20 protein-coding genes are annotated in these 25,265 nt (G+C 60.5%); 2 read left to right on the forward strand and 18 right to left on the reverse strand.

Annotation, left to right across the window (positions count from 1 at the left end):
- Positions 1 to 22: 22 nt before the first annotated feature.
- Complete coding sequence (locus tag F7R20_RS02485) at positions 23 to 1,063, forward strand: amino acid ABC transporter substrate-binding protein (protein WP_081352546.1); 1,041 nt, start codon at positions 23 to 25, stop codon at positions 1,061 to 1,063.
- 454 nt (positions 1,064 to 1,517) lie between these two features.
- Here the strand turns inward: F7R20_RS02485 and F7R20_RS02490 are convergent, their stop codons facing one another.
- Positions 1,518 to 2,846 (reverse strand): DUF3100 domain-containing protein, encoded by a 1,329-nt coding sequence (locus F7R20_RS02490; RefSeq protein WP_003200397.1) that lies wholly within the window; start codon positions 2,844 to 2,846, stop codon positions 1,518 to 1,520.
- A gap of 815 nt (positions 2,847 to 3,661) precedes the next feature.
- On the opposite strand from F7R20_RS02490, the gene F7R20_RS02500 reads away from it, so the two are divergent.
- Positions 3,662 to 4,555, forward strand: coding sequence for an EthD domain-containing protein (locus F7R20_RS02500; protein WP_232002323.1), 894 nt, complete (start codon positions 3,662 to 3,664; stop codon positions 4,553 to 4,555).
- Positions 4,556 to 4,599: 44 nt separating this feature from the next.
- Here F7R20_RS02500 and F7R20_RS02505 read toward each other — a convergent pair whose 3' ends face one another.
- The 17 genes from F7R20_RS02505 to F7R20_RS02585 form a co-directional block, all read right to left on the reverse strand.
- Positions 4,600 to 5,733 (reverse strand): FAD-dependent oxidoreductase, encoded by a 1,134-nt coding sequence (locus F7R20_RS02505; protein WP_003200394.1) that lies wholly within the window; start codon positions 5,731 to 5,733, stop codon positions 4,600 to 4,602.
- A 315-nt stretch (positions 5,734 to 6,048) separates the two neighbouring features.
- Positions 6,049 to 7,518, reverse strand: a complete 1,470-nt coding sequence (locus F7R20_RS02510; RefSeq protein ID WP_003200393.1) for an NAD-dependent succinate-semialdehyde dehydrogenase — start codon at positions 7,516 to 7,518, stop codon at positions 6,049 to 6,051.
- 16 nt (positions 7,519 to 7,534) lie between these two features.
- Complete coding sequence (locus tag F7R20_RS02515) at positions 7,535 to 8,551, reverse strand: dihydrodipicolinate synthase family protein (RefSeq protein ID WP_003200392.1); 1,017 nt, start codon at positions 8,549 to 8,551, stop codon at positions 7,535 to 7,537.
- 28 nt (positions 8,552 to 8,579) lie between these two features.
- Positions 8,580 to 9,590 carry an ornithine cyclodeaminase family protein gene (locus tag F7R20_RS02520; RefSeq protein WP_003200391.1) on the reverse strand — a complete coding sequence of 337 codons (1,011 nt, stop codon included), beginning with the start codon at positions 9,588 to 9,590 and terminating at the stop codon, positions 8,580 to 8,582.
- A gap of 99 nt (positions 9,591 to 9,689) precedes the next feature.
- Positions 9,690 to 10,604, reverse strand: coding sequence for a LysR family transcriptional regulator (locus F7R20_RS02525; RefSeq protein WP_032833224.1), 915 nt, complete (start codon positions 10,602 to 10,604; stop codon positions 9,690 to 9,692).
- Positions 10,601 to 11,386: a cyclase family protein gene (locus F7R20_RS02530; protein ID WP_003200387.1), complete on the reverse strand. Its 786-nt coding sequence runs from the start codon at positions 11,384 to 11,386 to the stop codon at positions 10,601 to 10,603. Before F7R20_RS02530 ends, F7R20_RS02525 begins: the two co-directional genes overlap by 4 nt.
- A complete protein-coding gene (locus tag F7R20_RS02535) occupies positions 11,373 to 12,380 on the reverse strand; it encodes an NAD-dependent epimerase/dehydratase family protein (RefSeq protein WP_003200384.1) in 1,008 nt (335 codons plus the stop codon). The genes F7R20_RS02530 and F7R20_RS02535 overlap by 14 nt, the downstream gene beginning before the upstream one ends.
- The gene (locus tag F7R20_RS02540; protein ID WP_003200383.1) at positions 12,371 to 13,363 is read right to left on the reverse strand and encodes a fumarylacetoacetate hydrolase family protein; all 993 of its coding nucleotides are present in this window, start codon (positions 13,361 to 13,363) and stop codon (positions 12,371 to 12,373) included. The genes F7R20_RS02535 and F7R20_RS02540 overlap by 10 nt, the downstream gene beginning before the upstream one ends.
- Positions 13,360 to 13,932, reverse strand: coding sequence for a cupin domain-containing protein (locus F7R20_RS02545; RefSeq protein ID WP_003200380.1), 573 nt, complete (start codon positions 13,930 to 13,932; stop codon positions 13,360 to 13,362). The genes F7R20_RS02540 and F7R20_RS02545 overlap by 4 nt, the downstream gene beginning before the upstream one ends.
- Before the next feature lie 63 nt (positions 13,933 to 13,995).
- Positions 13,996 to 14,949, reverse strand: a complete 954-nt coding sequence (locus F7R20_RS02550) for a PDR/VanB family oxidoreductase (protein WP_003200378.1) — start codon at positions 14,947 to 14,949, stop codon at positions 13,996 to 13,998.
- A complete protein-coding gene (locus F7R20_RS02555; RefSeq protein ID WP_003200376.1) occupies positions 14,949 to 15,992 on the reverse strand; it encodes an aromatic ring-hydroxylating dioxygenase subunit alpha in 1,044 nt (347 codons plus the stop codon). Before F7R20_RS02555 ends, F7R20_RS02550 begins: the two co-directional genes overlap by 1 nt.
- Positions 15,989 to 17,062 carry an aromatic ring-hydroxylating dioxygenase subunit alpha gene (locus F7R20_RS02560; RefSeq protein ID WP_003200374.1) on the reverse strand — a complete coding sequence of 358 codons (1,074 nt, stop codon included), beginning with the start codon at positions 17,060 to 17,062 and terminating at the stop codon, positions 15,989 to 15,991. Before F7R20_RS02560 ends, F7R20_RS02555 begins: the two co-directional genes overlap by 4 nt.
- A gap of 48 nt (positions 17,063 to 17,110) precedes the next feature.
- On the reverse strand, positions 17,111 to 18,313 hold the full coding sequence (locus F7R20_RS02565) for an MFS transporter (RefSeq protein WP_003200372.1): 1,203 nt from the start codon (positions 18,311 to 18,313) through the stop codon (positions 17,111 to 17,113).
- A 126-nt stretch (positions 18,314 to 18,439) separates the two neighbouring features.
- The gene (locus F7R20_RS02570; RefSeq protein WP_003200370.1) at positions 18,440 to 20,968 is read right to left on the reverse strand and encodes an efflux RND transporter permease subunit; all 2,529 of its coding nucleotides are present in this window, start codon (positions 20,966 to 20,968) and stop codon (positions 18,440 to 18,442) included.
- 4 nt (positions 20,969 to 20,972) lie between these two features.
- Positions 20,973 to 22,076 (reverse strand): WD40/YVTN/BNR-like repeat-containing protein, encoded by a 1,104-nt coding sequence (locus F7R20_RS02575; protein ID WP_033028088.1) that lies wholly within the window; start codon positions 22,074 to 22,076, stop codon positions 20,973 to 20,975.
- Between the two features lie 71 nt (positions 22,077 to 22,147).
- Positions 22,148 to 23,512: a DUF1329 domain-containing protein gene (locus F7R20_RS02580; RefSeq protein WP_003200366.1), complete on the reverse strand. Its 1,365-nt coding sequence runs from the start codon at positions 23,510 to 23,512 to the stop codon at positions 22,148 to 22,150.
- A gap of 12 nt (positions 23,513 to 23,524) precedes the next feature.
- Positions 23,525 to 25,204 carry a DUF1302 domain-containing protein gene (locus F7R20_RS02585; RefSeq protein WP_003200364.1) on the reverse strand — a complete coding sequence of 560 codons (1,680 nt, stop codon included), beginning with the start codon at positions 25,202 to 25,204 and terminating at the stop codon, positions 23,525 to 23,527.
- Between the last annotated feature and the right edge of the window lie 61 nt (positions 25,205 to 25,265).

The following is a 25,265-nucleotide window of genomic DNA, read 5'->3' on the forward strand; positions in this document are numbered from 1 at the left end:
CCCCAAACACGAGAGCATCATAATGAAACAAGAAAAAAAGCTGTTGAAATTGGCCTCAACCGTAGCGTGCCTAACCCTCGGCAGCGTGTTTGCAATCACTGCCCATGCGGGGGCAACGCTTGATAACGTTAAAAAGAAAGGGTTCGTACAATGCGGCATCAGCGACGGCCTTCCGGGGTTTTCATATGCGGATGCCAAAGGTGAATTCCATGGGTTCGACGTCGATGTCTGTCGTGCCGTGGCAGCAGCCGTTTTCGGCGACGCAAAGAAGGTCAAGTACACTCAGTTGACCGCCAAGGAGCGCTTTACCGCACTGCAATCGGGAGAAGTCGACATGCTCTCTCGAAGCACGACCTGGACGTCGTCCCGAGATGGAGCCATGGGCATCCAGTTCACCAACGTCGCTTATTATGACGGCCAGGGTTTTCTGATAAATAAAAAGCTCGGCGTCAAAAGCGCGAGGGAACTGGATGGCGCCACCTTCTGCATCCAGGCCGGTACGGTTACCGAGCTGAATCTGTCGGACTACTTCCGTAGCAACGGCATGAAGTACACCCCCATCACATTTGATACGTCTGATGAGAGTTTCAAGGCACTGGAGTCAGGACGTTGTGATGTTCTGACCACGGACCAATCGCAGCTTTACGGCCAGCGCCTTAAACTCGCAACCCCTGATGACTTCGCGGTTCTTCCCGACGTGATTTCAAAAGAGCCATTGACCCCTGCGGTACGCAGAGGCGATGAAGACTGGTTCACCGTAGTGCGCTGGTCGCTCGCCGCGATGCTCAATGCCGAGGAACTGGGCATTACCTCGAAGAACGTCGCCGACATGGTCAAATCTTCCAAGAATCCCGACATCGCGCGGTTACTCGGAACGGAAGGTGCACTCGGCAAAGACCTGAACCTGCCCAATGACTGGGCGGCGAAAATTATTGCCCAGGTCGGCAACTACGGCGAATCCTTTGAACGCAATCTGGGGACGGGCAGTGACATGAAGATTAAACGCGGGCTGAACGCATTGTGGAGCCAAGGCGGTCTCCAATACGCTCCGCCTGTACGCTGATCTTGACTTGCCCGGTAGTTAATTCTCTGCCGGGCATGGCGGGAGAAGCCGGCGTGTCCATGCAATCAAGCTGACTCGTTCTGCTGGTATGCAGCGGAGCGAGTGCTTGAATGTCGCGGTTCAGCCTTTTTCTCTTCCCACTTGGCAATCACCAGCGGTTGCGCTGAAGGGACTTGTCTGTGCCGGCTTAGGGACGAGCTGCATGCCCAAGGAGCTTTTCCAGTCAGAAATCGATTCAGGAAAACTGGAGGTACTCATAACAGATCCTCCAGCACCATCGGTCAAATACTACGCAGCATTCATGCGGCAGAATCACGCGGCGTTAGGCTACGCGATCGCTGATTTGGCGAAGAAATGTTGTTGAGGTCCAATAGCGGCCGGCGTTGCTGCGTTAGAAAAGCGCCAGGGCTGCGCGCGGCGCTAGGCAGCGCCACGCCATGCCTAGCGGATGCTGTTAATGGAACAATTCTGCGATCATCACCGCTCCCATGAAAGTACCGAGGTTGGCCAGGAACGACACCAGCACGATCCTCCAACCCAAACGGCGGAAAGCCGGGATATCTTTCGCAATCGAGAGCCCTGCGAAGGTCAGCATCGGAGTGATGACGGCCAGGATGTTGATCGAGCTGGTAAGGCGAGCAATCTCCGTAGCCCAGGGGCAGAGCGGAGAGGTCATGAACATCGCCACCAGCGAGACGATGCATACAGCAGGAATCTTGCGGCGCAGCAGGCTACATACCCCCTCACCGACAAATGCTGCAAACAACATGAGTGCCACGCCCACGAACGCGTCCCCCGACAGCGTCTTGTAGCCCACGTAGTTGGCGATCAGTGCCAGCGCGCAGGCAGCCAACCACGCGCTGACCTTGCCAAGCCAACCCAGCTCGACAGTCTCAAGTGAGACTTCATCATGCATCGGCCCATGCTGAGCAGTAGACGCCTTGGTGGTCCGCCCAATCATCGGCTCAAGGACGCGGTAACCCCACACGGCCAAAGGCAGCGAAATGAATAGCGTGAAATAGGTGCCGATCGTCGTGGTGATCAAGTTAGACGCTGCTGCCAGCGTCATGACTTCCTTGGCCACATCGGGGGTTTGTTGGGCAGCGATGGCACCTGCTGCCGCTGCCATCATGCTGCCTGAGCCGATACCCGAGCCCATGGCCAGGGAGTTCGGGTGGAAGATGCCCAGACTGGTGACGAAGCCGGCAACGATGGCGATGAACAACGCCCCGAACAGCGTACCGGTCAGGTACTCAGCGAGCACGCCACGCCCTTCGGGCGAGTCCATGCCGTAGCGTTCGCCAATGATTGCGAGGCTTGGCTCACGCCCTACGGAGAACGTCGCACCTACCGCCTCTCGCTTGATCCCAAGCAGCAGGGCCACCGGCAAACCCAAGAGCACCGTGCCGACGAAGTGGCCGAACTCCTGAAAGACCAGGGCCCAACCGGACGCAAACACCACCGGCAGAGACCCGCCCACCACCAAGCCGAGCTTGGCGATGAAAATCAACAGAGCCGGCTGCAGGATTGAGGCGGAACGCACCTGAGCGCGGGTATCGATACCAATCGTTCCGGGCATGCGCTTGCTGGCAATCCCTACGGCAGCGCCGAGCAGCAAGGCCCATACCATAGGAAGAAGCACGACCTTCCCGGGGCCCAAGGGAATGCTGACCGAACCGATCAGTTCTGCACATAGGAGAATAGCGGCAGCCCAGATATAAAGTTTTGTTGTAGCGGACACGGCTCGGTTATCACCGAGCGTCACGGTTTGGGTATGTTGCATGTTATTCCCCTCGCCTGCTGATGGCCGTGGCGGCCGAATCAAGAGTTATTGTGTTTTCAGGGGGTGTCGACGACACCCAGGGCAGATGCAAATCGATCTAGTCGATGATTAAACGTAAAACCGGCTTTGTGTTGCAGCGCGAGGTCTATGCGAGACTCGCTAGCTCGCTGTACTGCGGCGAGATCAGGAATCACTTATTTTTTAACACCAGACTCACTAGCCTGCCTCGAGTATGTCGCCCGTATAATGTCCAACCAATACCAAGAATTTTGTTTATCGTTGCCGCAGAGTGAACGCTCAAAAGACCAACGCTGGCATGATCACGGGTCGCGGCACTACAGGAAGCTGCGAAACACTACGTGGTTATTCCGTGAGTCCGCGATGTGAATTCAAGCGTTCCCAAGTCCCACCACAGCCCTGCCATTATCCTCAGCCCCTCTTGAACAATACCGGTCAACAGGTGCTCATCCGGCGCATGCTGAGCACAGGCTGCATAGGCATGAGGTATCCACAGCGTCGGTAACCCAAGGGAATGGGCAAACATATCGTTAGGAATAGACCCACCGATATTGGGCAGAACTACCGGCGCACGTCCAACCGAGCGAGAAATTGAAGCCACCGCAAAGTCTACCCAGGGATCATTGGGATTTAGTCGAGTGGCGGCCGAGGAATCCGCCATATGAATCCCAACGCCACCGAAGCCATGGTTATCCAAATGCTCTCTGAGAATCGTCTTGATTGATTCGTGTGCAGTTCCTACGAAAAATCGCATGTGGCAATGAGCGATGGCGGAACGAGCTCAGCGCTTACCAAGCATGTTATTGCGCGATACCTACCAGCATGAATACCGATTGGTTTGCGGGACAAACCTGGCCTTATATTTTGGTGTTGAAAAACAATCAGATGAATACCAACCGCACGAAGTGCATTTAAGGTTCAAACCCCGTCAACCCTGCCAAAAGCGAGAACGCCTCATGATAAAAATCCTAGCCGCTGTACGCAGAAAACCCGGAATGACGCATGCCGAGTTTTTAAACTATGTGGAGCACACCCACGGAGCAATCGCTAAAGCCAAACCGCTAGGTGTCAAACGGTACGTGCAGAACCATGTCATCGACGCGGCTTTCGGGGTTGACGCCGACAGTGCCTACGCACAGTCCTTTCACAAAGACTCCATTACGGAGCTGTTTTTTGAAGACGTGCCAGGTTTGATTCGCACCTTCAGCGATCCCTATACCCAGCAAACCGTCGGCCCTGATGCAAAGAACTTCGCTGACCTTTCCGAGCAGCTTGCTCAATTGATGGATGAAGTGGAGACGGCTAGCACCGCTACAGCGCCTCTCCCATGGAAGGTGATGATCCTGCTGAAGAAGAATCCAGCCATGGCGCTCGATCGTTTTTTCGACGCTTGGGACGCAGCTCACGAGAGCATTACCCGGGAACAACCTGACTTCCAGAACGCCTTACGCCGGTATGTTCGCTCCCGGTACTTACCCGAGGGTGACAAGGTGACGGCCTATTTCGGTCCAAACATCAACGTATACGAAGGTGCCTCCAGCCTGTGGTTTGAAAATGAAGCGGACTTTTCTACCTTTCGGCAGTATCAGCGTGCGCTGTTTCAAAAACTTGCCGAGGACGGCGTGGTGCTGACATCGGCGTCTTTTTTTGCCTACGTCAAAGAGGTCGTTATTTTCGATCACTGCTCCTGAAGACAAGCAGCGCGACCCTTCCCATTCAGAAGGGTCGCGATCACTCAGATAGGCTCAGCCAACGTCGCAGTGGACTCACGCATGATCTGGGCATGCTCTTCCTTGTCCCCACCACTTTTCTCTATCTCGCACAGGCGCGCGGAATTCTCGACCACGAGTTGGCAACGCTCCCAGCGCCGCATTTCGAACCGGCTCAGGGCCGTCTGTAGATTGCTACTGGCGAGCAATTCTTCGGCAAGCACGATGGCGCTCTCAATACCAATGCCAGCCCCAGAAGCCAGATGCGGCGTGGTGGCATGCACCGTGTCGCCGATCAGCACGATACGGCCCTTGTGCCAGGGCAACGGCACCAACAGATTGGCCAGCGGACGATAGTCGATATTGGCGCCCGCCTCGTACAGTTGCGGCACCAGCGTTTGCAGGATCGGGGCTGGAAACTCACTCAACAGGCGCGCCATTTCACCCGGCCAGCTGGCCGGATCGATCCACTCGGAAAACTCGCGGTTTTCCATGAGGAACATATACATGTGCGTTTCGGAAATCGGATTGACGCCAACCTTGGTGCGTCCCAGCCAGTGACTGGGACGCACGATTTCCGGCGGACGTTTCAGCACCGCGCGCCAGACGCTCTGATGAATGGGTTTTGGCGAGGGTGCTTCCGGGAAAAAGTCCTTTCGCGTGCGCGAATGCACACCGTCAGCGGCGACGACCAGATCATAGCGTTCAGTGGTCCCGTCGGTGAAAGACACTTCAACGCCATCGTCACGCTCGATGACGCTGTCATAGGTGATGCCGAGGCGTACTCGGGTACCCACTTCCCGCGTCCTGTCGGCAAAGATTCGAGCCAGCACCGGGCGCAGGATACCGCCACCACAGGGAATCGGTTTATCGCTGACCGGCGGTCGAAGCGCCAATTGCACGATCAGGTCGCCCACCGGTGAAAACACGTCGAAATTGGTCGACAGGTACCCTTCCCCAGCGACCCTTTCCAGAATCCCAACCGTATCAAGTGCTCGCAGCGTGGGCCCACTGAGCGTAATTCCCGCTCCCAAAGGACACCACAAAGGGTCGATTTCGACGAGGTCCACTTCGATGCCCTGACGGGCGAGCTGGATAGCCGCGGTCATACCGGAGAACCCTCCTCCGATCACCAGGACCTTACCGACTGCTGCAATCATCACGCTCTCCTAATTATTCTTATTCACTCGGGCAGACATTGCATGGCGCACCGACAAGCGCTGCGGCGTCATCGCGTCAATGCCGCAGAAACATGGAATGCCGACGCAAATGCCGGATCAGCCACGAGACTATCGAATCGGATATCAGCGCTGAAATCGCTTTGCACAATCCGAGGTATCGCTGGCGGCGATGGGTCTCGCAGATGAGCCGGGCGCCTTGACCGGGATGCCTGCCTTTGCGGCAGAACAAATAAAAAGGGCCGGCGAACTGCGGCTCATGCGAACCGCTATCCATCGGCCTTTCACGACGTTAGTTCAAACGCTTTCCAAGCCATCCCAGCAGAGGTATTTAACTTCAAGGAATTCGTCGATCCCAAGGTGAGATCCCTCTCGCCCCAGACCACTCTGCTTCACGCCGCCGAAGGGTGCGACTTCATTTGAAATCAAGCCACAGTTGATGCCCACCATGCCCGACTCGATGCGCGCGGCGTTACGCCAGATGCGTGCCGCATCACGGCTGTACAGATACGCCGCCAATCCAAACTCGCTGTCATTGGCCATCGCAATGGCTTCGTCGTCACTGTCGAAACGCACCAGTGGCATGACCGGGCCGAAGATCTCTTCGCGAGCGACCCGCATTTCATGAGTCACATTAGCCAACAAGGTGGGCTGGAAGAAACACCCACCCAGCGCATGAGGCTTGCCGCCGGACAGCAGTCGAGCACCTTGCGCCAGTGCATCATCAACAAGAGCCTGGGATTTTCGTACCGCCGCGTCATCGATCAACGGCCCGACCTGTACTCCCGGCTCCAGGCCATTGCCCACCTTCAAGCGTGCCATGCGCTCGACGATGCGCTCGGCCAGTGCGTCGTGAATCCCTGACTGCACTAGGACCCGGTTCGCGCCAATACAGGACTGCCCGCCATTGCGAAACTTGGCCAGCATCACTCCGTCAGCCGCCGCATCAAGATCAGCATCGTCGAAGACAATGAACGGGGCGTTGCCGCCCAACTCCATGGAGCATTTCTTGACCGTCTGCGCCGCTTGCGCCAACAGCAATCGGCCCACCTCCGTAGACCCGGTGAAGGTGAGTTTGCGCACCAACGGGTTGGCCGTGAGTTCACCGGCAATGTCGCGGGTGTCATTCCCCGTGATCACACTGAACACACCAGCCGGCACACCCGCCCGCTGCGCAAGTTCAGCGAGGGCCAGGGCGGTCATGGGTGTCTGGCTGGCAGGCTTCACGACCATCGTGCAGCCCGCCGCAAGTGCCGGAGCTGCCTTGCGCGTGATCATCGCAGCGGGGAAATTCCAGGGCGTGATCGCGGCGCAAACCCCGATGGGTTCACGCAGTACCACAATACGCTGAGTGTCCTTTACGCCCGGAATCAAATCACCGCGCACCCGTGTGGCTTCTTCGGAAAACCATCGTACAAACGACGCAGCATAATCGACCTCACCCCGCGCCTCCTCCAGGGGCTTGCCCTCCTCCAGGGTAATCAGCGTGGCAATGTCCTCCCGATGTTCAACCATCAACTCATACCAACGGCGCAACACCTCACCCCGGCGTTTAGCCGTCAAGCGTCGCCATGGACCAAAGGCCGCATGCGCCGCATCGATGGCGTGCCGAACTTCAGTTTCGCGGCAGCGCGGCAGCTCGATGAGCACTGCTTGATCCACCGGATTACGCAGCGTGTACCGACCGTGCGGCGTCTCGTTCAACCACTCGCCGGCGATGTAGGCACCGGTGCGCCACAGCGTTGGATCCTTAAGTAAATGCTTCACTTTGCAATCCTCTTAATCAGCAAGGGTAACGCCCGATCATGAACGCGCTATCCGGATCCGAAGTCACCGGCAGACCCGCCGCAACCAACCCTTGGCGCAAAGATTTCATGAGGCGATCCGGCACGCGCATCGCCGGGGCACGCAGTGGGCCGCCGTTGAAGCCGGCGAGCCAGTCCTGGTATTTCCACATCGTGCGATTGAGCACCCCGGTACCGCCGGCATAGCTTTGCGCAGCGGCGCCATTGGCACTGCGTGCCGGGTTGACCTTCCAATACAGCTCCATCGCTTCTTCGAAGCGGCCCGTGCGGGCCAGTTCGAACGCTTTCGGGTAGTAGTCGCTCATCCAGGCGGTGTTGCTGGTGCCGGAAAACTGCAGCTTCATCAGGCTCATCAAGGGAATGGCGTCACCTTCGATCGGGCAACTGATCACCACCTGATCACGGAAGTGGTAATACATCTCGCAAATGCCCGCCGGCAGCGGAAACCCTTGCTCCGATTTGATGGCCGCGATGTTCGGACAATCGGCCAGCAGCCGACGGACCAATTCCAGCGACATACCCGCCGGATGCACGCGCTCAAAGCCCCAGAGCGGAATCGGGAAGAGCATGACGGCCAGGTCCGTCGCGTCGCAGAATGCCTTGGTGTAGTCGTAGATTTCCTGCTCGCTGGTCGGCCAGAACTGTGGTGGATAGGAAAGCAGGACGATGTCTGCACCGGCATTCTCGGCGAGCTTCACCGCCTCGATATTCTCGGCAAGCGTGCCAAAGGCCGCGTGGAAGAACAGGATCAGGTTTTTCCCCGACTCACGGGCCCAGGCGGTGAATTGAGCGTTTTCCTGGGCAGAGATCGCCAGTTCGCTGCACAGCAACGTGCTGCTGTAGCCCAGGCCAACCGTGTGCTCGATGTCGTGGCGGATGCCACGCTCATTGAGACGCTTCAGGTCAGCACTGAAGCTGGGGATGGTGACAGCCGAGCAGCCCACCAGGTATTCACGGGCCCAGGCGCGGGCATCAGCTTTCTTGTAAGTGGCCATGATGATTTTCCTTCGAACAGTGGAGGGGTTATTTCGAGACAGGGACAATGCTGGCAGGCAGCTCGATGCCGAGGCCTTGTTGCCTGGCGCGCTCGTACAACGCTTGTGCGATGACGACATCCTGCAGCGCCGAGCCAACCGATTTGTAGAGAACGATGTCGCTTTCTTTCTGGCGCGGATTGACGCGACCCGCGACCAGATCCGACAGCGCGACCAATTTGTCGACGACATAAACGCCGGCACTGATCGCGGCAATGGCGTCGCCGGTATCGTGAAGTACCTCTTGTGGCATATCGGCGACGATGCAGACGGCTCGCTCCATCGTGGCCGGGTCAACCTCCCGTTGCTCTGGCAAGGTGGAGCCCAATGACACGACCGTGACGCCCGGGCAAAGCCAGGCGCCTTGCAATACAGGAGACTCATCACGGCTGCGAGCGGCACAGATCACCACATCACAATCCTGCACGGCCTCTTGCGCGCTGTTCACCGCCTGGATGTCCAGCCCCGGCCTGAAGCTTTCGGCAAAGCGCTCGCGGCTCGCGGGCGTTGGACTGAACACCCGGACATGGGCCACATCGCGCACGGACTTAAGGCAGTCCAACGCGCCACGGGCCTCAAATCCCGAGCCAATCACACCCACCCGCAGCGCGCGCTTGGGCGCCAGCAAATCGACCGCCAACGCAGCGGTTGCCGCCGTGCGCAAACCCGTCACCCGATTGCCGTCGATCAAAGCGCTAAGCGCCATGGTTTGCTGGTCGAACAATGCGATCAGGTAGCTGGCGCAGCGTGCCCGCATGGAGGCCGCGATCAACTTGCAGCCCATTTGGCCGCCAGCGGGAGGTACAGCAGTCAAACTGCGCAACCAGATACCGTCGCCGCGGGCCATGGAACGAGGCGGCACCATGGCATCCGTCGTAGGGCAGGCATACGCCTGCGCGAGCGCGGCAACGGCTGTGCTCCAGTCGGCGAGCGAGGCAACATCGGCGTCGCTGAGAAAAAGCGTCGGGGTAATGACTTGGGACTCTTGGGCATGATGCATATCGCTAACCTCGCAATCGGGTATCAATCATTGATTGACTGACACCCTACGAGGCGCGCACCCCACCGGATACTGCTTGGGATCGAAAGCAGCTATCGCTCAAATCGATGGCATGGACAGATTGCAAATCAGCCGTCGCACTTCACGGGAAGCACGGGTCAAGGGGCGACGGGGCGACTCGACCAGCACGACAAAGCGCTCCAGCACGGGCTCGATAATGCGCGATGAAATCAGTCGTTGATCCAGCGAGCCCGGCAGCACAGAGGCAATCGCATAACCTCCGCCAGCCGCGACAACTTCGTACTGGAGCTGGACGGAGTCGGCTTCCACCGCAACGCACAACTCCACGCACTGTTCGGCGGCCAGATGATCGAGCCTGGCCCTTAACAGATGGGGACGCCCCGGGACTACCAGTGGCAATCCAGATAGCCGCTCTAACGCAATGTCTCGCTCGGCAAAGAGCGGATCGCTGGCTGGCCCTATCAAATGCAGCGCCAGCCTGGCCAGTAGATACGCCTCGCCGATGCTGGCTTCGTTCTCGCGCAGGACCAGCGCCATATCCAGACGACCATCCTGCAGCTGCTCTTCGAGTTGCGCACTCGCGCCCTCGATCAGGTGCAATCTCACACCCGGCATCTGTGCTTGTACCGCCGCGAAAAGCGTACCGGCAAACCGCCGGACCGCCGAAGGCAGCATCCCTACGACCACCTCCCCCACGGGTTTCCCACGCCGGGTACGAATGTCATCGGCCAGGCCTTCGGCGTCCGCGATAAGACTCGATACGCAAGGCAGCAACTGCTCCCCAAACTCAGTCAGGAGCACTCCACGGCCAGTACGATGAAACAGCCGCTCGCCACATTGCGATTCGAGCTGAGCAATGTTTCGACTGACCATGGACTGCGGCATATCCAGTAAAACAGCCGCTTTACTGAGACTTCCAGCCGCCGCGACCCGCACAAACAATGTCCATCGAGGATCGACAATCGTCAAAGCAGCGTCCGCAGTCACGCTCATTCCTCGAAAATCGCTACGGCACGGACGAAACCAGCCGAAGCGTGCCTGATCTTGTAGGGGAAACAGGACACCTGGAAACCATGGGCTGGCAGGCATTCCAGGTTGGCCAGTTTCTCCATCTGGCCGTAGCCGATGTCACGTCCGGCCTTGTGCCCTTCCCAGATGATCGAAGCATCGCCCGTGGCCGCGAAACGTTCGCGCGTGTACTTGAACGGCGCATCCCAGCTCCAGGCATCGGTGCCGACCACCCGCACGCCACGCTCGAGCAGATACAACGTGGCCTCGCGGCCGATGCCAACCCCGGCATCCAGATACCCAGGCTGGCCAAACAGCGCCCCGGCGCGGGTGTTGATCAGGACAATGTCCAACGGCTGGAGGACGTGTTCGATGCGCGCCAGCTCAGCCTGCACTTCGGCGGCGCTGACCACATGGCCATCCGGCAAATGACGAAAGTCCAGTTTCACGCCCGGTTGCAGGCACCAGTCCAGCGGCAGTTCGTCGATGCCGAAAGCCGGCTTGCCACCGTCCGTGGTCGAGGCGTAGTGCCAAGGGGCGTCCATATGCGTACCGCTGTGCGTCGTGATCTGCAGGCGCTCAGCCGCCCAGGACTCGTCGCCGGGCAGTTGCGCCTTGGACAGGCCGGGAAACATCGCAGCCATCTCCGGCCAGCCTTGCTGATGGTCCATGTAGTCGATTTTCGGCAGCAACGGCGGTGGATCGGTGTAAGGGTTGTTGTCCAGGGTAACGGACAGGTCCACCAGGCGGCGTTTAGTTGGTTGCATTTTCGCTCACTCCAAGCGCCACCCGCCCACGCGCACGACGCATCGGGGTAGCCGTGTTCAAACTGTTACGTATCAAGGCGGCTGCCGAGCCGTCATGGCGAAAGCCAAGGGCGCGGGCCAGAGGGGTTTTCATCGCCGGAAAATTGCCGAACAACGCTTGCAGCCCGGCATCCGGTGCGAAGCTGATCAATGCGCGGCGTTCCTGGCCATAGGCCGCGGCCAAGGCATCGATGACCTGGGCAATGGACAGGTGCAACAGCGGCAGTTGCCAAACGCGTGACTCACCGAGCTCGGCAGCCGGCAGTTCGGCGGCCCGTAGCAGGTTATCCACGCAACACCGCACGGACATCCACCATGCCTGCGCCAGCGGTGAGACCGGGCAGCAATATGGCTGGCCTTGCGCGAAGGCGTGCAGCAGGTCGCTCATGAACGCCGAGCGCAGTCCATTGGGTTCACGTGGACGCGCGACAATGCCGGGCAGGCGCACGGCACGACCGTCCACCTCGCCTCGTCGGGCAAGGTCGTTGAGCGCCATTTCCACCATCACCTTGTGCGCGCCGTAACTCAACTGCGGGCTCGGCACCGCACGCTCATCCATGCGGGCCGGCAGGTCGCCGCCGTACACCGCCACGCTGCTGGCATACACCAGCACCGGCCGGCCCGGCTGTTCGCGCAACTGGTCAAGCAATTCCAGGCTTGCCAACAGGTTGACCTGATAGCCCAGCGAATAGTGCTGCTCGGCCGCGCCACCCGGGACGCTGACCAAGTGAAAAACCACATCAACGCCATCGGCCAACGCGCGGCGCAATAACGCGGCGTCGGTCACACTGCCGCAATGCCGGCGCAGGCGCTTATCGTCAGCAAAGCCCACCAGCTCTTTATCCAGCAGGATCAACGTACTGATCGTCCGGCCTAGTAACTCATTGGTTTCGAGCAATCGTTTCACCAGCGCCCGGCCTACAAAACCATTGGCCCCGGTAATCATCACGCGCATGGGAGGCCTCCACACACGACACACTGGTCTATCGCCCCGAACACCGATTGCCCTTGCTGGTCGAAGACTTCCATGTGCACGCGATCACCGAAGCGCATGAAAGGTGTCTGTGGCGCGCCTCGCTCGATCATCTCGACGGCACGACGTTCGGCGATGCAGGCAGCGCCAACCGTGGGGTCGGCATTGGAGACGGTGCCGGAGCCGATCAGGCAGCCCGCCCTGAGGCGCCGGGTCAGCGCCGCATGGGCAATCAACTGATGAAAACCGAAATGCATGGCGCCGCCATGGGCATGGCCAAACCACTTGCCATTCCATTCAACCTTCAGCGGCAAGTGCACACGCCCATCGCGCCAGGCCTCGCCCAACTCGTCGGGGGTGACCGCCACCGGGGCAAAGCTGGATGAGGACTTGGCTTGGATAAAACCGAAGCCAGTCTTCATTTCACGGGGGGCGAGCGCACGCAGGCTGATATCGTTGACTTGCAGAATGAGTCGAATATGACTGGCGGCCTGTTCTGCCGAGCAGCCCATGGGCACGTCATCGACCAACACCGCGTACTCGCCTTCAAAGTCGATGCCGTGGGCCTCACTCGGTAGAACGATGTCGTCGTGGGGGCCCAGGAAATCATCGCCGCAACCCTGGTACATCAGCGGGGTGTGTTCAACGCCTTCGATCGGATCAAGCGCAAACGCCTTCTGCATCCGCTCGCCATGACTGAGGAAAGACGAGGCGTCCAGCCACTGCCAGGCACGCGGCAAGGGGGCGGCGGCTTGCTGCGGATCAAAGGCGAAGGCACCGGTCAGCGTGCCTTCATTCAAGGCTTCATACCGCGCGCGCAAATCGGTTACGACGCTCGGCCATTGCTCAATGGCATCCTGCAGCGTCGCGGCAATATCGCTGGCATCCACCGCCCAGGCCAGGTCGCGAGACACCACCAGCAGGCAACCGTCACGGCTGTGATTCTTGAGAGTACTGAGCTTCATGCCGGTTCTCCTTGCAGCTCGGGGGCGAAGCGGCCATCGAGCAGCACGAAGAGCATGCGGGCCATCTGCTCGGTGCGATTGCTCCAGGCGTGGTTGGTGCCGCGCTGCACGACGATGTCACCGCGTTTGAGATGCACCTCCTCGCCATCGAGCACCAGCCAGACTTCACCCTCGGTGACCACGCCGTAATCGAGGGTTTCGGTGCGGTGCATCAGCTTGTGCTTTGAATCCGCCTGCCCCGTGCCGGCATGGGCCTGGCCAATTTCGGCGAAGGCCGCCGCGGCCTCCTCGGCGCTGATTTGGTTCTGCATGCTGTCAGGCGGGATATCCACCACGCGGATGACACTGCCCAGGGGTGCCGGACTCAATTGAAGCGGCTTGCGGGTGGGGTCGTCGCCGTTATCCAGCACGGCCGGGCTGGCGCCACTGCTCCAGATCTCATGGAAGACCGTGCCGGGTACGGCCTTGAGCGCGAAGCTGTTGGGCGTCGGGCCGCTGAGCGCGACCACCGCCTGGCCCTGGGCATCGTGCCCGGTGACCACGCGTTTGAAACCAGGAAGTTGTTGCATGTTCGACTCCTCAATCAATTGGCGAAGCACAGCAGCAGGTAAAAATGGATTCATGAAAAAACCTTAAAGATCGAGCACCAGCCGCGCGCTCCTGGCACGCGAGCAACACGGCGTGAACTGGTCGTTGCGGGCTCGCTCGGCATCGGTCAAGAACATGTCGCGATGGTCCGGCTCACCTTCCAGCACGCGCGTGAGGCAGGTGCCACAGATGCCCTGCTCGCAGGACAACGGAATATCGATACCCGCCTCCTGCAGCACCTGGGCAACGCTGAGCGCGGCCGGCACCTGGAAACACTGTCCGGTGCTGGCCAGTTGCACCTCGAAGCCGTCCGCCTCACCCATCGGAGCAGCGGCAGCGCTGAAGTACTCACGGTGCAATTGCGCCTCGGCCCAGCCCTGCGCGCGCGCCGTGCCAAGCACGTGCTCCATGAAACCGTTAGGGCCACAGACATACAGGTGACGGTCACTCGCCGGCGCGGACAAGACCCGAACGCTGTCCAGACGCTGGGCATCCTCACCATCGTCCACATGAACGTGCACGCAATTGGCAAACGCCGAATGGCGGATGTACTCGATAAAGGCCATGCGCCCGGCCGAGCGACCGCAGTAGTGCAGCTCGAAAGGCGCGCCGATCCGCGCCAGGCGCTCGGCCATGCAGAGGATCGGCGTGATGCCGATACCGCCCGCGAACAGCACGCTGTGCCCCGCGCCATGCTCAAGCGGGAACAGGTTGCGTGGCTCGCTGATGCGCAGGCGACTACCTTCATGCACCTGCTCGTGCATGACCTGTGAACCGCCGCGAGACGCTGGGTCGAGCAACACCCCCAGCAGGTAGCGGTGGCGTTCTTCCGGGTGATTGCACAGCGAGTACTGGCGCACCAGGCCATTGGGCAGATACACGTCGATATGCGAGCCGGCGCTGAAGGCAGGTAACATGGAATCGTCGACCGGGGCCAGTTCGAAACTGTAGATGCCTTCGGCTTCGCGACGCTTGCGGGTGACGATGACTTCAATCATCACTTGGCACCCGCAGGCTGCTCGGCAGCAATCATCCGATCGAGTACACGCCGCGCGCGGATGGCGCCTGCATCACCGATCAGCAGGACCGGTTTCAAGTCCCAGAACGAAGCATCGCCCATCATGCGTTGCTGAGCCTCGAGCATTGGCAAGTCTTCATCGGTAAAGGGCCGGTTGATCGCGGCCGCTTGTTCGTCAGCGAATCGCTCGGCGAATTCGCCCATTGCCTTGGGAAAACAGACTGAGAACCAATAGTGAGTCGTGGTCTCGGTCTCCGGGGTGAAGAGGTGCGGAATCGGTGTGGAAACGCCCTTATCCCTGGGGAGACCGGTCGCCACTGCACCGGAAAACAGCAACATGTTCGCAGGCGCATCCCAACGCACATCGATCCAACGGTCCACCGGCGTACCCTGGGGAATGTTCCAGGCGGTGTAGAGGAACTCTGGCATGATTTCCGCAACCGTCTGGCGGTTGGACCAAACGGTGTTGCCCTCCTCTTGCACGCTAGTCAATGCACCCTTGACGCCATCGCCACCCAACGTAGACGGATGCAGGAACTCGATATGACTCAGGTCCATGATGTTGTCGGTTTCCAGCACATAGTTGGCTCTCGCGTGCAGGTAGCGTTTGCCGACATACCAATGGTCTTCATCCATGCAATTGAAATCCGGAATCAGCGTCGCATCGGCCAAGTGTGGATCACCCATCCAGATCCACAGCAGGCTGTAGCGTTCAGCCAGCGGGTAGGCCTTGACCTTTGCCGCCTTGGGAATTGCACCATCTCCGTGGGGGTTATGCACACAGGCGCCACTGCCATCGAACTCCAGGCCGTGGTACGGACAACGCACCGCATCGCCTTTGAGGATTCCCATGCCCAGGGGCGCGAAACGGTGGGGGCAGCGATCGGCAATGGCTTGGGCGTTACCTTGGGTGTCGCGAAAAAACACCACGGGCTCATTGAGCAGGGTCCGTTGGAACAGCTCCCCGGCCTTGACCTCGGTGCCCCAGGCGGCTGCGTACCAGACGTTGCGGAGAAAGCTCATCGCGATTCCTCTTTTTCAAAGCTTGACGACGGGCTGGCGTGCGTCGTCGCGCGCTCGGCTTCAATCAATCGACGTAGCACCCGTCGACAGCGCACGGCCCCGGCATCGACTGGCAGCAACACAGGGTTAAGACCCAGCAGGTCGACCTCGCCAATCTGGCGCTGCTGGGCCTCGACCATGGGTTTGTCTTCACCGGCAAAAATACCGATCAACATGTCCTGGACGAAGGCATTCAACTGCGCATTGTCCTGCTCGAAACTGCGCGTGTTGGCAAAGAAGTAATGGGTATTGGTCGCGTCCTGCGGTGTCATGAGGTGCAGGTTCCATGTCACGGGCCCCTCTTCCCTGGGGCACCCTGGAGGCGTGGCGCCACTGCCCAGCAGCATCAGGCCGGGGGCGTGCCAGATGACCTCGGCCCAGACGTCCGCCCGAGTCGGATCCTCAAGATGAGCGCCGAAGGCCGGTGGAGGTACATCGTCAGGCGCCCACCAACTGATGCGCACGCGATCATTGGGCAACTCCTCGATGGTGGCGCGCGTGCTGGACAACGCTCCGCCACCGAGCGTATCGGGGTGCAGGAAATCAACGTGGCTCAAGTCCATGATGTTGTCGGCCAGCAGCTCATAGTGTGCACGCGTAGGCAAATAGCCGTGCCCTTTGGCATCGGTAGGCGCCTGCTCGAAGAAGGAAAAATCAGGGATCAGCGCATCGTTGGCCAAGTTCGGATCGCCAGGCCAGACCCAGATCGCGCCATGGCGCTCAGCGACCGCGAACGCGCGGACACACGCAGCCTTGGGGATACTCCCATCGCCGTGGGGATTGTGCGTACATTGGCCACTGCCATCGAAACGCAAGCCGTGGTACGGACACTGAACGCTGTCGCCGACAATCTTGCCCATGTGCAGCGGGGCAAAACGGTGCGGGCAACGATCGGCGAGCGCCTGGATCGCCCCCTGGCTATTGCGAAAGAACACGATGGGTTGCTCGACGATGGTTCTGCCAAGCATCCCACCTTGCGCCAGCTCGTCCGCCCATCCAGCGATGTACCAGGTGTTGAGCAAATAACTCATGATGTTCTCCTCGTTTTTCTTATTTTGATGACACGTCGGATGGGCAGATCAGCGATCAGTGTCTGCGGCAACCGCAGCGGGAAAAACTGACCTGCGGCCACGCAACCGAATGCAGGCCAGGGCCACCAACAGTTGAACGCCCGCGACGATTCCCAGTGCGGCTGGCAAAGCGCTGATCATTCCCCCGGTAATCGCCAACACCACCAGCGGGCTGGCGAACTCACCGGCAAAGAACATCGCCGTGAAGCCGCCGGCGGCGCGGCCGCGCTGTTGGAAGTCGACCTGGCTCATGATCCAGGTGAGCAGGGTCGGCATCATCAGGCCGATGCCCAGGCCATTGATCAGGACGGCGATCACCACCAGCCCATGACTGTCGACCACCGCCAGCAGCCCGCCACCGATACCGGCCGCGACGAAAGCCAGGAGCATCTGCCGGTGCGCAGGGACACCACGCAATAGACGGAAACTCAGGGCGCCGACCAGGACGCCAAACTGACTGGCGCCCATGGTCATGCCGATCTGCTGCGAGCCTTCGACATGCAGCAGGTTGAGCAGGTAACCGACTTGTACCGGTACGATGAACAGGCTCAAGCCCGCCAGGAATGCCAGGGCATACAACGGTGCCAGGGGGCGCCAGGGGAATGCCCTGCCCGCCGCTGTTGTCGCGGTGACGACCTGCGCCCGCGGCTCCCACAGCAACCAGACCATCAGCGGCAGAAACACCAGCCCCAGCCCATACAGGGCAAACGGCGTGCGCCAGCCGTGCTCGCCGAGCACGCCACCAACAGCAATGAAAATCGCCGCCGACAACGAGGTCGCAACCATTTGCAGGGCGAACATGCGTTCACGCCGCGCACCGCTGTAGTAGTCGCCCATCATCGTGGTGCAGCAGGTCATGATCGCCGCCTCGGCCACACCGATGCCGGCGCGGCTGATCACGATGACCTCTAGCGACTCCAGCCATAGCGGCAGCACGCCACAGACGGTGTAGAGAAACATCGCACCGATCAGCAACGGCTTGCGCCCCAGTCGGTCGGCGATGATCCCTGCTACAGGTGCCAACAGTGCAATCATCAATGCCGGTAGCGTCAGGGCAATGGGCACCAGCACGGCTACACCCGGCGTGTCGGCGAAGTGCTCCTGCATACGCGGCAGGATGGGAGCCAGCAGCACCGCACCGAGCACCGGCAGGCAACTGCCGAGTAGCAGCAACAACGACTGTGGCAAACCTGCCTGGCGTTCAACGTTCATCGCGTACCTCCGGTGGTTGGGTCGCGCAGAACGCCATGCCGAAGGCACTCAGGCCGGCGATAAGGTCAAGCCATAGAGACTGCTGGAACAGCGATACACGAGGCATGGGAAAGTCCTTTCTTGTTGTTATGACGCGACGGGATTGGCGGCTGTTGTCGTTTGATCGTGTCCCGAAGTCAGGCGCAGCGAGTGCTTCACGCAGGCCCCCTCCTCGGCTACGGCCGGCATCAGCGGCAGGCTCGTCAGGTGGCTGGGTCTGGCCTCAGCCTGCCCCGTGCTGACACGTTTGCTCGGTAACAGGAAGTGAGCCAGGGCCGGCAACAGAACCAGTGCACCGACCATGTTCCAGACGAACATGAAGGCCAGCAGCACGCCCATGTCAGCCTGGAACTTGATCGGCGAAAACATCCAGGTGGCCACGCCGATCGCCAGGGTCACCCCGGTCAGCATCACCACCTTGCCGGTGGACAGCAGTGCCCGGTAATACGACTCAGACAAGCTTGTGCCCTGGCGCATATGACCGAGCAGGATGCTCATCACGTAAAGCGCGTAGTCGACGCCGATGCCCACGCCGAGGGCGATCACCGGCAAGGTCGCGACCTTGACGCCGATGTTCAGCCAGACCATCAGCGCCTCACAGAGGATCGACGTGAGCATCAGCGGAATCACCGCGCAAATCGTGGCGCGCCAGGAACGGAAGGTGATCAGGCAGAGCAGGATCACGGCACCGTAGACCCAGAACAGCATTTCGCGGTTGGCCTGCTTGACGACGATGTTGGTCGCCGCCTCGATCCCGGCATTGCCAGCGGCCAGGAGGAACTGGACCTCGTCGGTATTGTTCGCCCCGGCGAACTGTTCGACGTGATCTACCAGGCGGGTCAGGGTTTGCGCCTTGTGGTCGGAGAGGTAGACGTACAGTGTCAGCAAGCTGCAGTCTTCGTTGTACAACCCGCGCGGTGCTCCGGCGGTGACCATGTTGAGCATCGCCTGGTTGTTCTGCAGCTCATACCATTTCGGGCTACCTTCGCTGAGGCCCACCAGCATCCGGCGGTTGAGCAGCGCCAGGGAATTGGTCGAATCCACCCCTGGCAAGGTGCGCAACTGCCAGTCGAGGGCATCGACCTTGCGCAGGATGTCGTAGCGCGAACAGGCGCTGGCTGGCGTCTTGATCATGACCGCGAACAGATCGCTGCTGGCGCCATAATGACGGGTCAGGAACGCGTCATCCTGGTTGTAGCGCGAGTCTGCCCGCAGCTCGGGCGCGCCTGCGTCCAGATCCCCAACCTTCAATTGCAAGCTGACGATGAAGCCGAGCGTCGCCAACGCCAGGCTCAGGGCAATGCACAACGCCGCCCACCGGCGCTGGGTGAACAGGTCGAGGAAGCGCCAGAACCCGTGGCGATTCTGACCGGCCTGTTCAGCGTGCTCGCTTTTCAGGCTCAGTCGCGCGGCGCGACCGCTGACCCCGACATAGGAAAGCAATATCGGCAGCAAGATCAGATTAGTGAAGATCAGCACCGCCACACCGATACTGGCGATCATCGCCAGGTCCTGGATCACCTGGATCTTGATGATCATCAGCACCGCGAAACCGACCGCATCACAGAGCAGCGCGGTGAGACCGGCAAGGAACAGGCGGCGGAAGGTAAAGCGCGCAGCGACGACCCGGTGCATGCCCCGCCCGATGTCCTGCATGATGCCGTTCATCTTCTGCGCCCCATGGCTCATGCCAATGGCAAACACCAGGAACGGTACCAGCACCGAGTAGGGATCCAGTTGATAGTCCAGCAGCGGCAGCAGACCGAGCTGCCAGACCACCGCCACCAATGAGCAGAACACCACCAACAAGGTGCTGCGAATGCAGCGGGTGTACCAATAAAGCACCACGGTGGTGATCAGGATCGCCACGGCGAAGAAGATCAGGATCTGCCGCAGGCCAGCAATCAGGTCACCGACTTTCTTGGCGAAACCGGTGATACGGATGTCGATGTTGTCGCTCTGATATTGGCTGCGCAACGACTCCAGTTGTTGCGATAGCTGGGTGTAGTCCAACGGTCGGCCATCGGGGGTTCGCTGCAGCAGCGGTACCTGGATGATGCTCGAAGCCTGGTCAAACGCTACCAACTGACCGATTTCGTTGGACAGCTGCACATTGCGCCGCAATGCCGCAAGGCTCGCAGCGCCGCCATCGTAGTTATCCGGAATAACCGGCCCACCCTCCAGGCCCGCTTCGGTCACCGCGACCCAGCGTGTGGCGGGCGTCCAGAGCGACTTCATATAGGCGCGATCGACACCGGGCAGCAGGTAGATCTTGTCGCTCAATGCCTGCAAGGTCTTGAGATAGTCAGCGTCATAGATCTCGCCCCGTTTGTTCACCACGGCGATGCGCAAGGCATTACCCAGCCCGCTCAACTCCTGCTGGTGCTCAAGGTAGTTGGCAATATAGGGATGATGGGTGGGAATCATTTTTTCGAAACTGGCATTGAGCTCGACACGGCTGGACTGCCAACCCAGCACCAGCGTGGTCGCAAGGCACAGCAGCAACACCCACAGACGATGGTTGAACAATGCTCGTTCGAGCACCGAGCCGGAACGCGGATCAAAGTCGTCGAACGCATTCTTAGGGGACTGGAAAAACTTACCAGGGGACGTCATAACCTCACTCCGAAGCGGCAGTGGCTGGCTGCGCGAGACGCTGCAGCCCGGCGAAACCGGCAACGATCAGGCTGCCATCGGCGGCCTCGATCACACTTGAAACAGGCTTGCCCAAGGGTTTGCCCAATGGCAGCAGCGCCGCTCCGGTCTGCTCGCTGTTGCGAAACAGCATGCCGCCCTGGTTGACCAGCAGCAGTTGGCCGTCGGCCAAACGGGTGGCATCGTTGAAGGAGATGGGTACGGGAACTGACAGGCGCTGGAAACTTGCACCAGCGTCCTGGGAGACAAAGGCATTGCCCTTCAGGCCGGCAACCACCAGCGCGCCATCGGCACGATTCTGCAGGGCGAAGAAACTGCCTTCGTAAGGGCTATTCAACTGGCTGAACGACATCGCGTCGTCGTCCGAGCGCGCCAGGTAGCCCTGCTCGCCCGCCAGGAACCAACGCGGTCCCTGAACACTGATGGCGTACAAGTGCAAGCCGTTCGGGTTGGCGATGCGCCCCATCAATGACTGCCAGGTCGCACCGCCATCGGTGGTCTGCAGCGCCAAGCCGTAGGCCCCAACAACCACCCCTCGATGTGCATCGATGAACTGGAGCGCCAGGAAGGGTTTGTCCGCCCCATCGGCAACAAGACGCTCGGCATTTTGTACCCGTGCCAGGGCGTCGTCCGGGTTGGCTGCCGTGGCCTGCTCAGCCTTGGCGGTATCCAGTTCGAGCCGTGCCACGCGCACGCCGTCGAGCTGCAGCGTCCAGTGCTCGCCGCCATCATGCGTCGTCAGCACCACGCCTGCGTGGCCGACCGCCCAGCCCTGTTGCGCATCGACAAACTGCACCGCCGTCAGGCTGACCGACACCGGCACCGAAGCCTGGCGCCAGCTTTGCCCGTTGTCGTCGGAGAGTAGCACCAGGCCGCGCTCGCCCACCGCAACGAGACGTGTACCGGCACGCGCCAGGCCAATCAACACGCCGTTCTGCGCAGCCGATACCTGCATGGCAGGGGTATTCAGCGGCACGTCCACGACAGCCGTGCCGGCCAGGCACTCACTCGTGGCGAAGGGCAAATGCAGGGCCAGGAGCAACGCGCTCGCCTGACTGATTCTGTTCATAACCTACCTCGGACAAACACTCGTATCCCAAGGGCAGCCCGACAGGCCTGCCCCTCACTCTCGGCTCAGGTCTAACGCACGCCGCGCCCAGCCATCGCCGCCGGCGAGAACTCCGAGGCCTTGTAGCGATCAACCGCGCGATACTGATCCGGCAACCCCGCATAGAGGTTCTGGATAAACCACGCACCAGAGGTCAGGTCGTAGAAACCGGAAGACAGTTGCACCAGGCCTGGCAGGTCGGGCAGCACGGAAGGCAGCGACCAGAGGGTCTTGGCCAGTTGACCGCTGGCGTCCCAACGATCGCCGAGCAGGGCTTGCCAAGTGTCCTCGTCGAGGTAGTAACGGCCCTTGGGCAACTGATGGCGCTTGCCGGCGGCCACCGTCGACTCGACCACCCAGACGCGGTGCAACTCCCAGCGCACGTAATCGGGGTTCAGATGGTGCTTGCCCAGAAGGTCCTGCGGCTGGGCAGCGTTCTGCACCTTGTTGGCGTTGTAGGGGACATAGATCTCCTGCTTGCCAACCAGCTTCCAGTCGAAGCGGTCCGTGCGCCCACCCCACACGCTCAGCTCATCGAAGGACATGACCCCGGCGGTGGAAGGCGTCGGCGTATCACAGCAAGCGTTGGGCAGCGTGCGCACCCGGCGCTGGCCGCTCAGGTAGACATGAGCCTGGGATTTGTCGCCGTTGATGTTTTCACGCCCAAGGATCTGCTCGCCGGCACGAATCGCCGGGCCAAGATTGACGAAGTGCACCAGCCAGTAGTCGCCCGAGTAATTTTCAGGGCCGCCCTCCTGGAAGTAGTAGGGCATTTCCTGGGTCAACAGGCCGTCGCTTGTCATCACCTGGTTGCCGTCGGCAGTCATCAGATAGTGGCGAAAATGCCCCGCCACCGAGGTCCCGCGCCAGTTCAGCAAATGGTTCCAGATCGCTTCGGTGCCGTTCTGTGGAATCGGAAACGGGATCCCGCCGTAGGCACCGTCGGGGATCAGGCCGGCACTGCTGTCGACCAGTTTGGCGCGGGTGGCATTCTTGAATGTGTTGTCATAGACCCACTGTGGCGCGGCCGCCGTGCGCCGGGTCGGATAGACATCGATGCGATAGGTGTCGGGGAAGCGCTTGAATAACTCCTTCGTGCCGTCGCTGAGTTTGTCGGCGTACTTGGCCAGGTTCTGCGCAGTAATGCTGTACAAGGGTTTGTCCGCGGCAAACGGATCGCTGCGCTTGCCGCCCGGCACATAGGCAGGATCGACCTTGGTGTAGCCGCCATCCCAGGCCGGGATGCTGCCGTCGGCATTGCCGGCTTTCTCTGCACCGAAGGGTGTCAGGGTCTTGCCCAGCGCGGCCGCTTGTTCAGCGCTGGCCGCCAGGGTCATCGGCGCGGCAGCGGCCAGCAGGGTTAAGCACAAGGCCTTTAGAGTGAACTGAATGGTCATGCGCAAATCCTCTTAGAACGTGGTCTTGACGGAGAAAGCCAGGTAATCCCGGTCCTTCAACGACTGCTTGTAGTTAAACTGGTTGACGGCGTTGAGGCTGGTGTCCTCGGGACCGTAGAAGTGGGTGTAGGTCAGCCCCACCGTCACTTGGTCCAGGTAGGTGGCGGAGACGCCGATGTTCATGTCCCCTCCTCTATCGGGGCCAAACCCGCTGATCACCGCCGACTTGCCCATGGGGAAGTAGCTGATGCCCAGCGGCACGCTGATATCGACGCCCGGGAAAAACTGGCGATAGGTGGGCGTGTACACCAGCTTCAGGCCCAGGCCGTCATCGGTGGCGTTAGGGTCGAGGGCGGCGCGGTTCCTGGTCACGGCCAGCAGGCGGTTCCAAGCGATCTCCCCGACCAGGCTGGCCTCATTGGCGACGAAGGAAGGGCCCAGCGACGCCAGGACGTTGAGGTTGACGTGGGCCGTCCGGCCAACGGCGTACAAGGCGTCATCGTTGTTGTCCGCGTCGACACCCGCCAGGACGGTCTGGGCGTTGGACACCAGCGGCATGTTCCAGCGCATGGATGCCTCACCGGCAAAGCTGTACTCGTCCACGGAAGTCGCGAAACTGGCGCCCAGGACGCGGATGTCTTCCGGGTAAACCCAGGAATATTCGCCGACTTGCCCGGTACTGAAGTTCGGCCCGGTGGCATTCGGCTTCAAGTACAGCGTTGGGGTTTTCTCGTGATATTGGAGCGCGTACAGACCGTAATCCGTCGTCCCGGTGTTGTACTTGAGCTGCAGGCCGCCTTGGCCGGAGCTCCTGGCTTTCTTGTCCTTGCCATGGAAAAACGCTGCCGGGCTGTTGGCATTGCCGCCAAGGAAATCCGGGAACGGCCCGCCGGTGATCAGCCGTTCATTGCCTTCACCGATGGTATCGCTGGTGGAGAAATAGCTGCCGGCGCCCGGCAAGCGAGTGGCCTCCCACTCCAACTGGTAGAAGGCACCCAATGACACATCGTCGGTCAGTTGGTAGGCGGTCGAGAGTTGATTGACCGGCCGGGTGATTTCCTTGAACTGGGTATTGGGCACCGATTGCGCCTTGACCACGTCCACCGGCGCCATGGCCCCGGCAATGCCGTTGCCGCCGAAGAACAGGCTTTCACCCCAGATCAGGCCGTGGCGCCCGGCGCGAACCGACAAGGAGCGGTCGGCCAGCTCACCGTTCCAGTAGACGAAGGCATCCAGCAGTTCACCGTCACCGCCGTGCAGTTGACGGGTATCACTGGTGAACTCGTTGAAACCCACCGAACGTTGGTTGGCACTGGCCGCGTCGTTGTTATCGTTGCGGTCCTGGTAGACGGTGTCGTACCAGGCGGCACCGCTCAGACGAGCGCCGAAGTTGTGAAAGCCGATGTCCAGCTCGGAAAGAATATCCAGGCGATTGGAGATCAACCCCTTGCCGAAGTTGTGATCACCGTCGTTCTGGTTCAACGCCGTCTGCCCTTCGCTGAGCTTGCTGCTGGGCTCCTTCAGGCGCCAGGCCGCGCTGTACTTCAGCGTGTTGTCCCAGCGCAAGCTGAGATCGGGATTGCCGGTGTCGATCTGAAACGCCTGGGCTGCCGAGGCGCCAAGCCCGAGGCTGGCCGCAAGGGTCAGGGTGAAGGGGACGCGCCGCGACGCAGCGATCTTGCGAGTAGCCATCGAAGTAACCCTCTTTATTGTTGTTGTATGTCAGCTCTTCTGGTGAAACCGCGCCCACAGT

Source organism: Pseudomonas brassicacearum subsp. brassicacearum, from assembly GCF_008801605.1.
Taxonomy (GTDB): Bacteria; Pseudomonadota; Gammaproteobacteria; order Pseudomonadales; family Pseudomonadaceae; genus Aquipseudomonas; species Aquipseudomonas brassicacearum.